Annotated in this window: 20 protein-coding genes and 1 tRNA gene; 7 read left to right on the top strand and 14 right to left on the bottom strand. The window is 64.9% G+C overall.

Translation table 11 applies throughout. From position 1 onward, the window contains the following. Nucleotides 1-41: 41 nt before the first annotated feature. The 4 genes from BLU18_RS00105 to BLU18_RS00090 form a co-directional block, all read right to left on the bottom strand. Nucleotides 42-851: a carbon-nitrogen family hydrolase gene (locus tag BLU18_RS00105; protein ID WP_092629605.1), complete on the bottom strand. Its 810-nt coding sequence runs from the start codon at nt 849-851 to the stop codon at nt 42-44. Further along, nucleotides 848-1,273, bottom strand: coding sequence for an SRPBCC family protein (locus BLU18_RS00100; protein ID WP_092629601.1), 426 nt, complete (start codon nt 1,271-1,273; stop codon nt 848-850). Before BLU18_RS00100 ends, BLU18_RS00105 begins: the two co-directional genes overlap by 4 nt. 37 nt (nt 1,274-1,310) lie before the next feature. Continuing rightward, nucleotides 1,311-1,535, bottom strand: coding sequence for a DUF7123 family protein (locus BLU18_RS00095; RefSeq protein WP_092629599.1), 225 nt, complete (start codon nt 1,533-1,535; stop codon nt 1,311-1,313). Between the two features lie 70 nt (nt 1,536-1,605). Further along, nucleotides 1,606-1,788, bottom strand: a complete 183-nt coding sequence (locus BLU18_RS00090) for a DUF7525 family protein (protein ID WP_092629596.1) — start codon at nt 1,786-1,788, stop codon at nt 1,606-1,608. 82 nt (nt 1,789-1,870) lie between these two features. On the opposite strand from BLU18_RS00090, the gene BLU18_RS00085 reads away from it, so the two are divergent. After that, nucleotides 1,871-2,161, top strand: a complete 291-nt coding sequence (locus tag BLU18_RS00085) for a DUF7111 family protein (protein ID WP_092629594.1) — start codon at nt 1,871-1,873, stop codon at nt 2,159-2,161. A 45-nt stretch (nt 2,162-2,206) separates the two neighbouring features. Here the strand turns inward: BLU18_RS00085 and BLU18_RS00080 are convergent, their stop codons facing one another. Further along, entirely contained in the window at nt 2,207-2,884 is a 678-nt protein-coding gene (locus BLU18_RS00080) for a protein sorting system archaetidylserine synthase (protein ID WP_092629591.1), read from the bottom strand. Nucleotides 2,885-2,980: 96 nt separating this feature from the next. Here BLU18_RS00080 and BLU18_RS00075 point away from each other — a divergent pair, with 96 nt between their 5' ends. Beyond that, nucleotides 2,981-3,391 (top strand): cupredoxin domain-containing protein, encoded by a 411-nt coding sequence (locus tag BLU18_RS00075; protein WP_092629588.1) that lies wholly within the window; start codon nt 2,981-2,983, stop codon nt 3,389-3,391. Here the strand turns inward: BLU18_RS00075 and BLU18_RS00070 are convergent. The 4 genes from BLU18_RS00070 to BLU18_RS00055 form a co-directional block, all read right to left on the bottom strand. Then, nucleotides 3,370-4,635 carry a PAS domain S-box protein gene (locus BLU18_RS00070; protein WP_092629585.1) on the bottom strand — a complete coding sequence of 422 codons (1,266 nt, stop codon included), beginning with the start codon at nt 4,633-4,635 and terminating at the stop codon, nt 3,370-3,372. The genes BLU18_RS00075 and BLU18_RS00070 overlap by 22 nt on opposite strands. Before the next feature lie 161 nt (nt 4,636-4,796). Beyond that, entirely contained in the window at nt 4,797-5,495 is a 699-nt protein-coding gene (locus BLU18_RS00065; RefSeq protein ID WP_092629583.1) for a DUF2270 domain-containing protein, read from the bottom strand. Then, nucleotides 5,495-6,079: a DsrE/DsrF/DrsH-like family protein gene (locus tag BLU18_RS00060; RefSeq protein WP_092629580.1), complete on the bottom strand. Its 585-nt coding sequence runs from the start codon at nt 6,077-6,079 to the stop codon at nt 5,495-5,497. Before BLU18_RS00060 ends, BLU18_RS00065 begins: the two co-directional genes overlap by 1 nt. Next, on the bottom strand, nt 6,076-6,321 hold the full coding sequence (locus BLU18_RS00055; protein ID WP_092629577.1) for a sulfurtransferase TusA family protein: 246 nt from the start codon (nt 6,319-6,321) through the stop codon (nt 6,076-6,078). Before BLU18_RS00055 ends, BLU18_RS00060 begins: the two co-directional genes overlap by 4 nt. Before the next feature lie 205 nt (nt 6,322-6,526). Here BLU18_RS00055 and BLU18_RS00050 point away from each other — a divergent pair, with 205 nt between their 5' ends. The 4 genes from BLU18_RS00050 (at nt 6,527) to BLU18_RS00035 (ending at nt 9,230) form a co-directional block, all read left to right on the top strand. Continuing rightward, complete coding sequence (locus BLU18_RS00050; RefSeq protein WP_092629574.1) at nt 6,527-7,708, top strand: MBL fold metallo-hydrolase; 1,182 nt, start codon at nt 6,527-6,529, stop codon at nt 7,706-7,708. Between the two features lies 1 nt (nt 7,709). Then, complete coding sequence (locus BLU18_RS00045) at nt 7,710-8,195, top strand: YeeE/YedE family protein (protein ID WP_092629570.1); 486 nt, start codon at nt 7,710-7,712, stop codon at nt 8,193-8,195. Next, nucleotides 8,192-8,659 (top strand): YeeE/YedE family protein, encoded by a 468-nt coding sequence (locus BLU18_RS00040; RefSeq protein WP_092629567.1) that lies wholly within the window; start codon nt 8,192-8,194, stop codon nt 8,657-8,659. The genes BLU18_RS00045 and BLU18_RS00040 overlap by 4 nt, the downstream gene beginning before the upstream one ends. A 166-nt stretch (nt 8,660-8,825) precedes the next feature. Then, a complete protein-coding gene (locus BLU18_RS00035; RefSeq protein WP_092629564.1) occupies nt 8,826-9,230 on the top strand; it encodes a helix-turn-helix domain-containing protein in 405 nt (134 codons plus the stop codon). Between the two features lie 186 nt (nt 9,231-9,416). Here the strand turns inward: BLU18_RS00035 and BLU18_RS00030 are convergent, their stop codons facing one another. Genes BLU18_RS00030 through BLU18_RS00015 form a run of 4 tightly spaced genes read right to left on the bottom strand, consistent with a single transcriptional unit; the run spans nt 9,417 to nt 11,905 of the window. Beyond that, on the bottom strand, nt 9,417-10,061 hold the full coding sequence (locus BLU18_RS00030; RefSeq protein ID WP_092629561.1) for a 30S ribosomal protein S3ae: 645 nt from the start codon (nt 10,059-10,061) through the stop codon (nt 9,417-9,419). After that, complete coding sequence (locus tag BLU18_RS00025) at nt 10,054-10,290, bottom strand: KEOPS complex subunit Pcc1 (RefSeq protein ID WP_092629558.1); 237 nt, start codon at nt 10,288-10,290, stop codon at nt 10,054-10,056. Before BLU18_RS00025 ends, BLU18_RS00030 begins: the two co-directional genes overlap by 8 nt. After that, entirely contained in the window at nt 10,287-11,438 is a 1,152-nt protein-coding gene (locus tag BLU18_RS00020) for a hypothetical protein (protein ID WP_092629554.1), read from the bottom strand. The genes BLU18_RS00025 and BLU18_RS00020 overlap by 4 nt, the downstream gene beginning before the upstream one ends. Then, a complete protein-coding gene (locus BLU18_RS00015) occupies nt 11,438-11,905 on the bottom strand; it encodes a 30S ribosomal protein S15 (RefSeq protein ID WP_092629550.1) in 468 nt (155 codons plus the stop codon). Before BLU18_RS00015 ends, BLU18_RS00020 begins: the two co-directional genes overlap by 1 nt. Nucleotides 11,906-12,144: 239 nt before the next feature. On the opposite strand from BLU18_RS00015, the gene BLU18_RS00010 reads away from it, so the two are divergent. Next, nucleotides 12,145-12,216 (top strand) — tRNA-Ala (locus BLU18_RS00010). Between the two features lie 316 nt (nt 12,217-12,532). Here the strand turns inward: BLU18_RS00010 and BLU18_RS15245 are convergent. Beyond that, the coding region (locus BLU18_RS15245) for a PGF-CTERM sorting domain-containing protein (protein WP_143025200.1) at nt 12,533-12,676 on the bottom strand (144 nt) is incomplete at its 5' end.

Raw genomic sequence — 12,676 nt, 5'->3', positions numbered from 1 at the left:
TTCCTCGGACGGATAAATCCACCGGCAGCGGCGTCTCTCGCTCACTCACGCCGGTCGCGCAGCGCCGGGAACTCCTCACGAACGGCATCGATTCGGTCGGGGTCGACGTCGGCGACGACGAGCGTCGGGTCGTCGGCCGCGCTGGCGAGGGTCGTCCCCCACGGGTCGTAGACGGTCGAGCGGCCGAGGAGCGTGGCGTCGTCGAACTCCGCGGCGCCGTTCGCCGCGGCGACGTAACACTGGTTTTCGATGGCTCGGGCCCGCGCCAACGTCTCCCAGTGTTCGACCCGCGGATACGGCCACGCGCTCGGCACGCAGACGAGCGTCGCCCCGCGGTCGGCGAGGCGACGGTAGAGTTCGGGGAATCTGAGGTCGTAACACGTCGACATCCCGACGGTAAAGCCCTCGAAGTCGACGGTGGCGAGCGATTCTCCGGGCGTGAGCAGGCGCGTCTCTGCCGACTCGTAGCCGAAGAGGTGGTGCTTGCGGTAGACGGCGCGACGCGTCCCGTCGCGGTCGTAGAAGACACAGGTGTTCGCGAGGCCGTCGGTCTCGGGTACGTCGACGCCGGCGGCGGCGCTCGCGCCGAGGTCCTCGACGTGGCTGCCGGCGAGGAGGCCAACACCGTGGTCGGCCGCGAGCGCCGAGAGGCGGTCGAACGTCGGGCCGTCGAGCCCCTCCGCGACGCGGGCGTAGCTATCGAACGCGAAGTAGCCAACCGTGAACAGTTCGGGGAGGACGACAAGGTCGGCGCCGCGGTCGGCGGCGTCGGCGACGGCCGTCGCCGCTCGGTCCAGATTCTCGGCCACGTCGCCGGCGACCTGGTCGAGTTGGGCCAGCGCGACTCTCATGCCGTCAGCCCGAGGTCACGCCGGAGCGCCGTTTCGAGGTTGGTGAGTTCGTCGTCTAGTCGTTTCTTGAAGAAGCGCTCGACGCCAGGGAGGCGCCCGTCGACGACGAACTCGTTGTCGAGGCGACAGCCCGTCTCCGTCTCAGTGATGCGGTGTTCGCCCGTGACGCGCATCACCTTCGACCGGCCGACGAACTTCACGTAGGTCGGGGGCTCGCGCTCGACGTCCTCGGTTTCGACGGTGGCCGTCCGGTCGACGAATGGCAACTGGAGGTCGATGTGCCACGTCGCGGCGTCACCGTCGACTTCGTAATCGCGGACGACGCTGATGGCCTCGGCGCGCTTGCCGGGGTCGGCGATGAAGTCCCAGACGCGTTCCGCCGGCACTTCGAATTCGAACGCCCGCCGGACACGTACGGTCATACGATGAGGTTCCGTCGAATGCTCAAAAAGCGTGGGGTTAGCCCTGCGTGACGCGCCAGGTCGTCGACTTGGCTCGGCCCCACTTCTCGATTTCGACGTCCTCGGACTTCTCGGCGAGACGCGGGAGACGAGAGCCGACCTGCTTGGCCGTCAAGCCGATAGCGTCGGCGATGTTCTTCGCGCGGAAGTAGCGTTCACCACGGGAGACGCTATCGTGGAGGTACGCGAGGATTCGCCGTTCCTCTTCGGTCAGAGAGGTCATCGTTCACCCCCGCTAGGTGATTCATGCTCTTAACTCTTTCAAGCCTCGGAGCGGTCGTCGCCGAACGGCGTCAGGCGTACGCCTGCACCGCAACGACCGAACAGAGCGCGGCGCCCACCGCGAGCGCGAATCCGGCGGCTTTCGTCGACTGCCCCGGGCCGGCGACCATCACTAGCGCGCCGACGGCGGCGAAGATGCCGAACAGCACGCTCAGCCCCACGCCCTTGTCCGTCTCGACGGCATCGAGTGCCATACCCATCCTGGGTCGGCGTGGCTTATAGTGATTGGGACGACGGACCGGAAGGTTCGACAGGCCGGAGCGACGACGGACCCGTATGAGCGACGACGCAGGCGACGCGACGCAGGCCACGAGCGACGACGTGACCGCCCGCTACTACGAGCGCGGCGGCGAGCGAGTGCTCGCTTTCGAGCGCGACGGACAGACCGCCGAGCTCGCCCAGAACAGCGAGGGGTACGCGATGGTGACCGTCCGCCGCGACGCCGAGGGCGACGAACTGGAGAAGTACTACGGGTTCGACATGGCGCTCGACCACGCTGCCGAACTACTGGGCGTCTCCGTCCACGACCTGCCGGTCCCCGAGGCGGCCAGCGACATGGGCATGTGAGTCGAGGGCGGATAGGCGTCGAAGCGGCGTGACAGCGCGGACCGGTCACGTCCAGTAGAATCGCGGGCCGAAGACGAGATACGCGAGCGAGAGGAAGAGGAGCGCGAACGCGAACACCTCGCCCGGCCGCCCCTGAAGCAGGATGGCGAGCACCTGGACGAGGCCCATCACGAGGGCGTCTTGCGGGTGGAGGTCGGGGTACGTAATCTGGGTCACCATGAGCGCCGCGAGCAGGCCCGAGAGCGCGACGAGCAACACGGGGCCGACAAAGCCCGCGAGGACGCCCGCCGAGAGCACCGTCGCCGCGAGCGTTGAGGGGACGCCCTTCGTCTCGGCCACGTCGCTGTCGTACGCGGTGTAGAGACCGAGGCGCGTGACCGCCATCGCGACGTAGATGGCGGGGAGAAGCAGCGCCAGCGCGTACTTGGCCGGGTCGGCCCCGAACGACCACGCGTTCGTCGCGCGCGAGGCGATGAGGAGCGCGGGCGCGACGCCGAAGGAAGCCACGTCGGCGAGCGAGTCGAGATACGGGCCGGCGAGCGTGCCGCCGCGCCGGCGCGCGATGACGCCGTCTAGCCCGTCGAGGACGGCCGCGAGCAGGACGATTCGGGCCGCGAGCGCCGCGTCACGCGTCGCGACGAAGGCGGCGAGGAAGCCGAGCATCGCGTTGCCGACGGTGACGGCGTCCGCGAGTCCAAGGCGTCCCACGAACCGCGGTTGCATAGTGGCTCACTCAGCCACCGAGGATTTACGTCTTTATATCGCCCCTTCGATGGACGAACCACGCCGCCTATATTCACCGCACCCCGAGAGGCGGACATGCGCAGACGGCGAGTGCTCGCGACGCTCGGATCGGCCCTCGCGGTGGGAACGGCGGGATGCTCCGCCCTCGGCGGGGGCGTCGACGGCGACGTGGGGATGACCGCGGTGGCGTTCGAACCCGCCTCCATCACCGTCTCGGTCGGTGACGAGGTGGTCTGGTACAACAACAGCGCCCGCGCCCACTCCATCACCGCGTACGAGAATAGCATCCCAGAGGAGGCCGACTACTTCGCGACGGGCGGTTACGAGTCAGAGACGGCCGCGCGCGAGGCGTGGGACGGGATGCACGGCGCACTCGAAAACGGGCAACGCTACAGCCACACCTTCGAGGTGCCGGGCACCTACGGCTACTTCTGTATCCCGCACGAGCGCGCGGGGATGGCGGGTCAGGTCGTCGTCGAGGAGTGAGTGGCCGGCGTCGCCGCCGGGAGTTCGACGACGACGGTCGTCCCACCAGCTGTGCAGTCGACATCGATGCGTCCGCTCGACCCCCGAACGATCCAGTTGGTGAGCCACAGCCCCAATCCGGTGCTGTGCGTGAGTTGCGTCTCCGCCGCGGTCCGGAGGACCTGCCGTTCGACCGGGGGGAGTCCCGGCCCGTTGTCTGCGATGCGGACGGTGACCCTGTCGGCTTCGCCGTCGGGGAGTGACACGTCGACCGACACGCTCGGGGCGGCCGCGTCGTTGTGTTGGACCGCGTTTTCGAGGACGTTCTCGAAGGCGTAGGGCAGGAGTTCGTGGCCGACGACGGGCGCGCGGTCGGGGAGCGTCGCCGTCACGTCGGCCGCGGGGGCGTCCCGGCGCAGTCGGTCGAGACAGTCACCAAGAACGGTGGTGAGGTCGAACGACACCGTGTCGTCGCGGTCGGCGTCGGCGACCTGCTCGATTCGGTGGGCGGTGTCGCTCAGTTCGAGGATGGCGTCCAGTCGCTCGCGGACGACGCGGAGGCTCTGCTCGTCCTCGGGCAACTGCGCCGCGAGTCGGTCCAGATGCCCCGTCGCAACGTTGAGTTCGTTGCGGATGTTGTGCCGGAGGACGCGGTTGAGCACGGAGAGTCGCTGCTGGCGGCCGCGTCGCTCGGTCACGTCGACGACGACGAACGTCGCGCCGCCCGCGGAACCCGCGTCGTCACCGAGGGGCGCGGCCCACGTCCGCGTATCGAGGAGGGACCCGTCGGGGCGGTGGTGGCGCGTGTCGATGCCGGAGAGACGTTCGCCGGACTGGAGACGCTCCAGACACGCCGAGAACGTCGTCTCGTCGTCGGCCCACACCACCTCGAACGGCCGCCCGAGAATCGACGACTTGTCGTATCCGAGCGTTCGCTCGGCGGCGGGGTTCCACAACTGAACCGTCCCGTCGTCATCGATTGCACAGATGGCAACCGGCGCCGCGTCGATGATGGTGCCGAACCGATCGACCAACTGCTCGACGGCCGTCGTGAGCACCTCGACCTGTTCGTTGCTGTCGAGATGACGGCCGAGTGCATCGAGCAACTCCGCAAGCATCGTCCGAGAGAGACCGTCCCGATTCGAGAGAACGCCCTCGTCGGCGTCGGCGTAGGCGTCGACGACAGCGCGTTCGACATCCTCGTGGCCGCGCTCTGTAATCGCGCGAAACACTGCCCCGGCAATCTGGTCGGCCGATTCATCCATTTTAGGCGTGCCTAAAATAGAGTGAGAAATAAACCTTCGGCTTGACCATTCCGCGGTCAGCGTAGCATCGGTGTCATAGAGCGTGCGGTCGTCGCCCGAGTCGATATCGGTGGTGACTCAGTGTTCCGAAACGACTCGCACAGTCTGTCCGACGAATTTCACTAGTTACGCAGATTTTCCGAGCGGAGTTCACCCTTCGCGTGCCACGTTCGGGGACGGAGAGCAACAGCGACCGCACCGAGATAGAACAGCGTCACTACCCCGACGACGACCGGACCCGGAACCAGTCCAACCGCAGCGCTCGTCAGCCACGGCGCCGGCGAGAATGCAGTGATACGCGCGAGCCACGCGGCGAGCATTATCGTAAAGAGTGGCAGATACACCCGTCGCAGCCGATGAGCAATCGCTTCCTCGGCGCTAATCTTGATCGTCGGTTCTCGATAGTCCTGACTCAGTGTCGTCCGCCAGTCGGGGTCGGGGAGTCCAGCGGAGGGGTCGAGTCCGTACGCGAAGACGTTTTCCTGTAACTTCCGGACTCTGCTTCGCCAGATATCGTATCCTCGATACCGACGTGCCTCGATCAGCAGAAACACCGAGAGTGTGGCCACCCCGATGAGGAGAATGTAGTGAGGAACGTCGGAGCGTGAGAACGCCCACGTGAGAATCGCAGAGATGACGAGGACCGCCCAGTTCGTCGTCCGATCGAGGCGCTCTCGCCAGAACTTCATTCGATGGATTTCACCCCGGTACAGATGCGCCATCGCGGAACTGGGGCCCATGTCCTCCTCGAGAAGACCCTTCCCCACCTCTCTGTGCTCTTCGTCGCCGGGGTCGACCTCTTTCGCTGAGTGTCGTGACATTACACGAGGAGTTGAATGTCGGCGTCAGCCATGTCCTGAATGGCTGTCGCCGCGCCGACGCCGACGGTGACACCGTCGTAGAAGTCAGCTTCGTCGTAGTCCATCAGATCCATGGTCATCTGGCAGGCTTGGAACTCGACCCCCATCTCCAGCGACGTGTCGACGAGTTCCGCTATCGTCGCCGTATCGTTGTCCTCGATCTGGCGTTCCATCAGCTTCGTCGTCACGCGATCCATACCCGGAAGCGACGCGATGACGTTGGGAACCGGCATGTTTGGATTGCCGACGGCGCTCAGCTTCAGCTCCTTTGACTTCTCCTCGTGGAGGATGTCCAGTCCCCAGAACGTGTGAAAGACTGTCACCTCGTAGCCGAACGCGGCCGCTGTACTGGCGAGGATGAGCGGCGGGTACGCCATATCGAGGGTTCCCTTCGTCGCGATGATCGACATCTTCGGTCGCTGGTCGTCGCTCTCGGACTCGAGTTTCTCGAGTCGTGACTCGAGGGCCACGAGTCGCTCTTCGAGCGCGGCACGACTTGGAGATTCACCCTCCGCGTCGGGCGTCTGTGACATATCTGTGCTCATTGTTCCGTCTTGCGCACGTAGTGGGTGAAGATGTCGTCACCCTCCTCCTGATCGACCAGTTCGACCCCTGCAGTCGTGTCTGCCCAGCCTGCGATGTCGCTCATGCTTCCCGGGTCAGTCGCGAGGACCTCCAGAATCACCCCCGCATCGAGTTCGTCGATGCGCTGTTTCGTCTTGACGACCGGCATCGGGCAGTTCTGTCCACGCACGTCGAGTGTCGCTGTCGGTTCGTACTCAGCCATGATATTGACCTTACTATGCAATACTGTCGTGTGCGATAAAAGTGTGTCGGTAGTATACCGCAAAATGAACACTACCATATGGCGGTAATCCCGATACTCTCTGCCTTAGAACCATAATATGAGTGTTTGAAGATAATAGTATTGTGTATATTTTGAATTACTATGCAAAGTCTTATTGGTGAGTCGTGTGTAGAGTGGAGTGACGATGACCGAAAACGACCGTCCGAACGGCGAGGACGACATCGAACCGATTGCGCCGAAACGACTGCACGAGCGGATCGAGAGCGGCGAAGAGGTACACATCCTCGACGTGCGCTCGGAGGAGGCCTTCGAGGAGTGGCACATCGAGGGGGAGAACGTCGAACTCGTGAACTACCCCTACTTCCAGCTGCTCGACGGACTGCCACGAGACCTCCTCGAGGCGCTCCCGGAAGACCGGGAGATCACGGTCCTGTGCGCGAAAGGTAATTCAAGCGAAATGATCGCGGAGAGCCTCGAAAACGAGGGATACGATGTCGGCCACCTCGAGGGCGGAATGAAAGGCTGGGCCCGTATCTACGAGTACACCGAACTCGACGTCGACATCGACGCGACGATTGCGCAGTATCGGCGTCCATCCAGTGGCTGTCTGGCGTATCTCGTTGTCTCGGAGGGTGACGCCGCCGTCATCGACCCGCTGCGGGCGTTCATCGATGACTATCTCCACGACGTTCGAAATCTCGGCGCCGAGCTCGCGTACGCGCTCGATACGCACATTCACGCGGATCACGTCTCTGGCATTCGGGCAGTCACCGAGCGGACGGACGCGACTGTAGTGTTGCCCGACGCCGCGGCAGCGCGTGGCGTCGAGTACGACCACCAGTACGAAACGGTCGCGGACGGCGACACACTCACGGTGGGCGACGTGGAAATCGACGTGTTGCACACGCCCGGTCACACGACGGGCATGACTGCCTACAAGGTGGGGCCCGTCCTGTTTACGGGCGACGGCCTGTTCATCGAAAGCGTCGCACGGCCGGATCTCGAAGACCCCGAGGCAGCCCGAGAGGCTGCGAAGACGCTCTACGAATCGCTCACGGAGAAGGTGCTATCGCAACCCGACGAGACCATCGTCGCTCCGGCACACGCCAGCGAGTCCGCGACTCCGAACGAGGACGGGTCGTACACTGCGACGCTCGGCGAACTGCGAGAGACGATGGACGTGCTGTCGATGAGCGAAGACTCGTTCGTGGAGTTCATCGTCTCGGACATGCCGCCGCGCCCCGCGAACTACGAGGATATCATCGCCACCAACCTCGGACGGGAAGCGCTCGACGACGAGGCAGCCTTCGAACTCGAACTCGGGCCGAACAACTGTGCGGCGAGTGAGGAGGCACTCACGAACTGAGATGAGTGGGGTCACACCAGTAACCGCGGCCTTCCCGCGAGGGATTCTCCCGTACCTTCTCGGCGGAGTGCTCGTCGGGGCCGGTGCTGCGGTCATCTATCTCACGACCGGGATTATTGCCGGTGCGAGCACGTTCCTCGAGTCGACGCTGTCGTATGTCTCCGGCGTGTCTCGATTCAACCGTGCCAAGTACGTCCAGTCACGAGACTGGCGACTCGTGTTTACCGCAGGCATCGTCAGCGGCGCCGCCGTGTACGCAGTCGTCTACCAAGGCGGCATCTGGACGACGAAAGTACAGTGGTGGCGTCTGCTCGGCGGCGGCTTCCTCGTCGGTATCGGGACGCGTCTCGGCAAGGGATGCACGTCTGGCCACGGCGTGTGTGGCGTCGGGTCGCTCTCGAACACCTCCCTCGTGAACGTGGCCACGTTCCTCGCGTTCGCGATTGGGACAGCCCAACTCGTACAGGCAATAGGGGTGACGCCATGAGCGGCGAACGGCACCTCGCGAGTACCCGCCGTAGTCCGTTGTTCATGCCAGTAATCTACGTCGGCGGCCTGATCTTTGGTTTCGGGCTCGCGGTCAGCGGCATGGCTCGTCCCGAAGTCGTCTTGGACTTCCTCCAGTTCGAGGATTTCGGACTCCTCTTCGTCATGGGTGGTGCAGCTGCCGTGACGGGTATCGCGTTCACCGTCGCCACCCAATATCTCGACCGGGCGCCACTGACGGCCGGAAGGTACGTGCGGCGTGTGAAAGCGTTCGACCGCAACGTCGTCGCCGGCGGGGCCATCTTCGGTGTCGGCTGGGGGCTCTCGGGCGTCTGTCCGGGCGCCGCCTACGCGAGCGTCGGTATCGGTAACTATCCAATCTTGTGGGCTGTCGGCGGGATGTTTCTCGGTGCCTACGCACACGGCTACTGGCGGACGCATCAGTCGAACCTCACCGAACCGTAGTATGGTGATAATCGCACTTTTCCGGCGTAACGATTGGTTCGGCGTGATGGTATCCTCCGCGACAACTCGCGCAGTTTGCTCCGAGTGAATCGGTATCTGCCTCCGAACAGTATTGTTCAGACGACACGAATGCTTTTCATCGGCCGGCACCTAGCATGGTCAACTGATGCCCGACTCGATGAGTGAAATGCTTCGACAGGATATGCAGTGTGAGGGCCTGCTCGAGTGTTTCCACAACCTCAAGGAAATCGACAAGGACGTATTCCGACTGCTGAACGAAACCGACGAGCCACTGACCGTCGACGAAATAGCCGACAAAATCGACCGCGAGCGGTCGACTGCCTATCGGTCCGTCAAGCGATTACTGCAGGCAGGGTTCATTCAGAAAGAGCAGGTCAACTACGACCAAGGCGGATACTACCACGTCTATCGTCCCCGGGATGCCGACGAAATCGCCCAAGAGATGCAGCGGCTACTCAACGACTGGTACGCACAGATGGGGCAGCTTATCGGCGAGTTCAGCGACAAATACGGAGACGCCTCCGAGCAGACGCCGACTATCGAAAACTGAGTCTCAGAAGGAGCGAGATTCGGGCCGACGGGCGAACGACGGAAAAATCGGGCGTTCGGGGGTATTCGAGGGCATATCACGGCGCACGTCGAGGCGGCGTCGACATCCAGTATCGACAAAAGAAATCGAAAACAGCCGAGCGTGACCGAGCACCGCCGACAGAGCGGTGACTCGCGACGCCGGCGATTACTCGTCTTCGACGGCGACGTCTTCTTCGTCCACGTCGACGGAAGCCTCTTCCTCGGCGGCGACCTCTTCGGGTCGCGCTTCGAGGGTGAGCTTCTGAATCTCGACCCGGCGGAGCGGGTAGACCGTCTTGGCTTCGCCGTAGACGGCCGAGGAGAGTCGGCCCTCGACGGCGCTCTCGACGAAGGACTGGAAGTCGCGTTCGGCGGCGGCGTCCTCGACGATGTCGATCATGATGCGACGGATGGCCTGCTCCTGGCTCCGGTCGGCCTTCTTGGTCGTGAAGGCAACGGGCTGGACGCGGACACGGTAGTCGTCCGTCGTCAGCACCGTGATGGTGGCGTCGACTTTCGAGGCGCCGCGGCGCACGAGACTTCGCAGGTAGTCGCGCGTGAGTTCGTGCTTGACGAACTCCGTGTAGGCGGCGTCCGAGCCCACGTCCGTAATCTTGAACGTGAGCTTGGTGTTGTTCGCCCCGGCGTCGTCAGTGAGGTCGCCGAGGGTGGTTTCGATCGTTCGTCCGATGACTTTCTCCGGTTCGTCGGCAACCGTCTGGCCGAGTTCCGCCCGGTCGTACTGCTCCGGGGCGAAGACCGTGTACCAGCGCTTGCCGCGTTTCTGCTTGGATACTGAGCGTTCACTCATGGTTGGATCTGTGTTCGCGTGTCGTTCGTGCGACGGTCTCGGCGACCGTCAGGTTCACCACGTAGTCGTCCACGGAGGACTGGAGTCCGCCCGTGGTCTCGCGTTCGATCTGCGTGCGGACGACGTCGCCGTCCACGCGCGTCGACATCGACGGCGTGTTGTCCGGCCGCAGGGCGGCCGCAATCGTGGCCGCATCCGCGTGTGTCGTCTCCACGTTGGCGCGTTTCATAGCGCCTCCCTGAACGCCGTGATGAACGTCGATACCTCTGCGTTCTCGAAGCGTGCCGTGGCCCGCGTGCCGGTGCCGACACTCCGTCCGTCGGCGTCGACCGCTCGTACCGCCTCGCGCATCGCGTCGCCGAGGCGCGCGCTGTCGACGCTCTGTGCCGCGGCGCCGTCGTCGCCGACGACCAGCGCGACCGGTTCGGGCGACCGAAAGTCCCGGCAGAGCTGAGCGACGGTCCCGAGTCGACCCGGCGGCGCCGAGTCGACGCGCGCGACGAACACGCCGTCGTATCGGCCCGTCGTCGCATCCGCCAGCGCTCGATGCGCCGCGCGAGCGTGCGTCCGCCACGCGTCCAGCGCCGCCGACCGCATACCGCCGTCGCGGATGGCGATGGCGACGCCCGTTCCCGGGCGTTCGCGAGCGACGGCGTCGAGGACGTCGGCGAACCCCTCGACGGTCGCGAACCGACCGTCCGGGGTCGCGTGCGGGCGAAGCACTCGCTCGACGGCTTCGGCGGCCCGCGTCGTCGACGCCGTCGCCTCGATGGCGAGCCACGACGCGACGCGGCGGTGGTCCTCGTCGGTCGGGTCGGCGCCGACGGCGAGGTCGTCGAGTGCGGCCCGTGCCGCCTCGGGGTCGCCCGAGACGGGGGCGTGGACGAGCGTCGAGTGGGCGAGTCCCTCCGAGAGGTCCGTCGTCGGCACCGCGAGTCCGGGACGCCGGTCGACGGCCGCCCCCTCTCGGGCCTCGGCCAACAGCGTCGCCGCGTCACCGGCGTCGAGCGATCGGTCCGCCGACGCGATGCCCGCGAGTGCGAGCGTCGGATTCGGGTCCGCGCCGAGTTCGCGCGCCGCAGTCGCCGCGACGAGACTCGCCGACGTGGCGCCGGCTATCGAGAGGTCGCCACCGTTGGCGCCCGCACCGATTCCGAGGACTACGTCGTCGTCCTCGCCCGGTATCGGGTCGGGGACTGCGTCGACGCGCACCTGGAAAGGCGTGCCACGTGTCTTGAGCGCCCGCGCGAGGACGCCGCTCGCGGCCAGCGAGTCACCGTCGGCGGCGGCGACGATCCGAACGAACGGAGCGTCGCTGAGCGCCGCGACAACGTCACCGGCGTCGGCGTCCTCTACGGTAGCGGGCGCGGTCGACATTACTCTTCGAGGAGTTCGGCGGCCATCTCGTAGCTGTAGGTGAAGTCCTCGTCGAGTTCGTCGCCGCGGTAGTAGTCGGCGAGGCGACGAATCTTCGCTTCCGTGTTCTGGAGCGCGCGCTTGTTCTGATGGTCCTGCGGGTTCTCCGCCATGTGCTCGCGCAGGCGAATCGCTCGCTCCATCAGGTTGCGCAGGTCCGTCGGCAGGTCACCGTCGGCGCCGTTCTCCTCGAGAATCTCCGTGACCTTCTTGCCGGTCGCCAGTTTGATGTCCGGAATCGGCGTGCCCTTCACGCCCTCGTCACGCAGTTTCATCCCGATGACGCTCGGGTCGTGACCCTCTTCGGCGAGTTCGACCACGCGCTCTTCGATGGCGTCTTCGTCTACGTCGCTCCACTCCGGGGGTTCGTCTGCCGCCGGCTTGTCCGAACCGGACGAGCCACGACGGCGGGTGTGCATTCGTGCCATTGGTAGATTGGAACCGCACAGACCGCAGAAGCGTATCGTGACCGACAGCTGTCGGTACACGCACTCCCGCAATCCCAAGCCCAGATGGGCGAGTCAGATTTGCGGTCGCGCCGTTCCCGTCTTATTCTACGCGCTTCGACACTAAACCGTTTCGAAGCCCGCCATGACACGCCGTTACGTACCGAACGTACGAGTCGAAGCCCTTATTATCCGGACTCCGGTACGAATCGATGCGACGCGGGCTCGTAGATCAGCGGTAGATCATCCCCCTGGCACGGGGAAGGCCGCGGGTTCAAATCCCGCCGAGTCCACTTCTTCACTCACTTCGTTCGTTCAGTCGTCGACTCGGCTGAGTCCCCCTCGCTCACGTCGTTCGCTCGCGGGACTCCCGCCGAGTCCATCACAGCGACCGAGTATCGAAACCGGAGTCGAACGTCAACCATGCCAGCGAAGCGACCGGCTTCGAGTAACGTCTGACGACGAGCGCTGGCTACCGTTCTCTCGCGGTGCTATCGACCTGCGAGAACCGTCTTTCGACTGAACGGCACGGCCGCTGTCGGACGTAGCGTCAATAAAAGAAATCGCACCGGATGACCGCTAACGGCGGTCAGTCGGGATTAATCGTCGTTAGTCGTCGCGTCGCACGGCCAGCAGCGCAGCCGCGATGAGCGCGATGACAGCGACGAGAGCACCGAAGCCGGGGCCGCCGCCCTCAGTGGGCGTCGGCGTGGCCGTTGCCGTCGGTTCCTCCGTCGGCTCAGGCGTCGGCTC

Source organism: Haloplanus vescus (genome assembly GCF_900107665.1).
Lineage (GTDB): Archaea > Halobacteriota > Halobacteria > Halobacteriales > Haloferacaceae > Haloplanus > Haloplanus vescus.
Note: the sequence above shows the minus strand (reverse complement) of the source record. Positions and strands in the feature narration are given on the sequence as shown.

What these genes read in the sequence shown, in the direction of transcription:
- BLU18_RS00015 (WP_092629550.1), bottom strand. Translation starts at nt 11,905, where the DNA reads ATGGCACGAATGCACACCCGCCGTCGTGGCTCGTCCGGTTCGGACAAG.
- BLU18_RS00075 (WP_092629588.1), top strand. Translation starts at nt 2,981, where the DNA reads ATGCGCAGACGGCGAGTGCTCGCGACGCTCGGATCGGCCCTCGCGGTG.
- BLU18_RS00040 (WP_092629567.1), top strand. Translation starts at nt 8,192, where the DNA reads ATGAGCGGCGAACGGCACCTCGCGAGTACCCGCCGTAGTCCGTTGTTC.
- BLU18_RS00095 (WP_092629599.1), bottom strand. Translation starts at nt 1,535, where the DNA reads ATGACCTCTCTGACCGAAGAGGAACGGCGAATCCTCGCGTACCTCCAC.
- BLU18_RS00080 (WP_092629591.1), bottom strand. Translation starts at nt 2,884, where the DNA reads ATGCAACCGCGGTTCGTGGGACGCCTTGGACTCGCGGACGCCGTCACC.
- BLU18_RS00090 (WP_092629596.1), bottom strand. Translation starts at nt 1,788, where the DNA reads ATGGCACTCGATGCCGTCGAGACGGACAAGGGCGTGGGGCTGAGCGTG.
- BLU18_RS00055 (WP_092629577.1), bottom strand. Translation starts at nt 6,321, where the DNA reads ATGGCTGAGTACGAACCGACAGCGACACTCGACGTGCGTGGACAGAAC.
- BLU18_RS00070 (WP_092629585.1), bottom strand. Translation starts at nt 4,635, where the DNA reads ATGGATGAATCGGCCGACCAGATTGCCGGGGCAGTGTTTCGCGCGATT.
- BLU18_RS00035 (WP_092629564.1), top strand. Translation starts at nt 8,826, where the DNA reads ATGCCCGACTCGATGAGTGAAATGCTTCGACAGGATATGCAGTGTGAG.
- BLU18_RS00065 (WP_092629583.1), bottom strand. Translation starts at nt 5,495, where the DNA reads ATGTCACGACACTCAGCGAAAGAGGTCGACCCCGGCGACGAAGAGCAC.
- BLU18_RS00100 (WP_092629601.1), bottom strand. Translation starts at nt 1,273, where the DNA reads ATGACCGTACGTGTCCGGCGGGCGTTCGAATTCGAAGTGCCGGCGGAA.
- BLU18_RS00060 (WP_092629580.1), bottom strand. Translation starts at nt 6,079, where the DNA reads ATGAGCACAGATATGTCACAGACGCCCGACGCGGAGGGTGAATCTCCA.
- BLU18_RS00105 (WP_092629605.1), bottom strand. Translation starts at nt 851, where the DNA reads ATGAGAGTCGCGCTGGCCCAACTCGACCAGGTCGCCGGCGACGTGGCC.
- BLU18_RS00050 (WP_092629574.1), top strand. Translation starts at nt 6,527, where the DNA reads ATGACCGAAAACGACCGTCCGAACGGCGAGGACGACATCGAACCGATT.
- BLU18_RS00025 (WP_092629558.1), bottom strand. Translation starts at nt 10,290, where the DNA reads ATGAAACGCGCCAACGTGGAGACGACACACGCGGATGCGGCCACGATT.
- BLU18_RS00085 (WP_092629594.1), top strand. Translation starts at nt 1,871, where the DNA reads ATGAGCGACGACGCAGGCGACGCGACGCAGGCCACGAGCGACGACGTG.
- BLU18_RS00020 (WP_092629554.1), bottom strand. Translation starts at nt 11,438, where the DNA reads ATGTCGACCGCGCCCGCTACCGTAGAGGACGCCGACGCCGGTGACGTT.
- BLU18_RS00030 (WP_092629561.1), bottom strand. Translation starts at nt 10,061, where the DNA reads ATGAGTGAACGCTCAGTATCCAAGCAGAAACGCGGCAAGCGCTGGTAC.
- BLU18_RS00045 (WP_092629570.1), top strand. Translation starts at nt 7,710, where the DNA reads ATGAGTGGGGTCACACCAGTAACCGCGGCCTTCCCGCGAGGGATTCTC.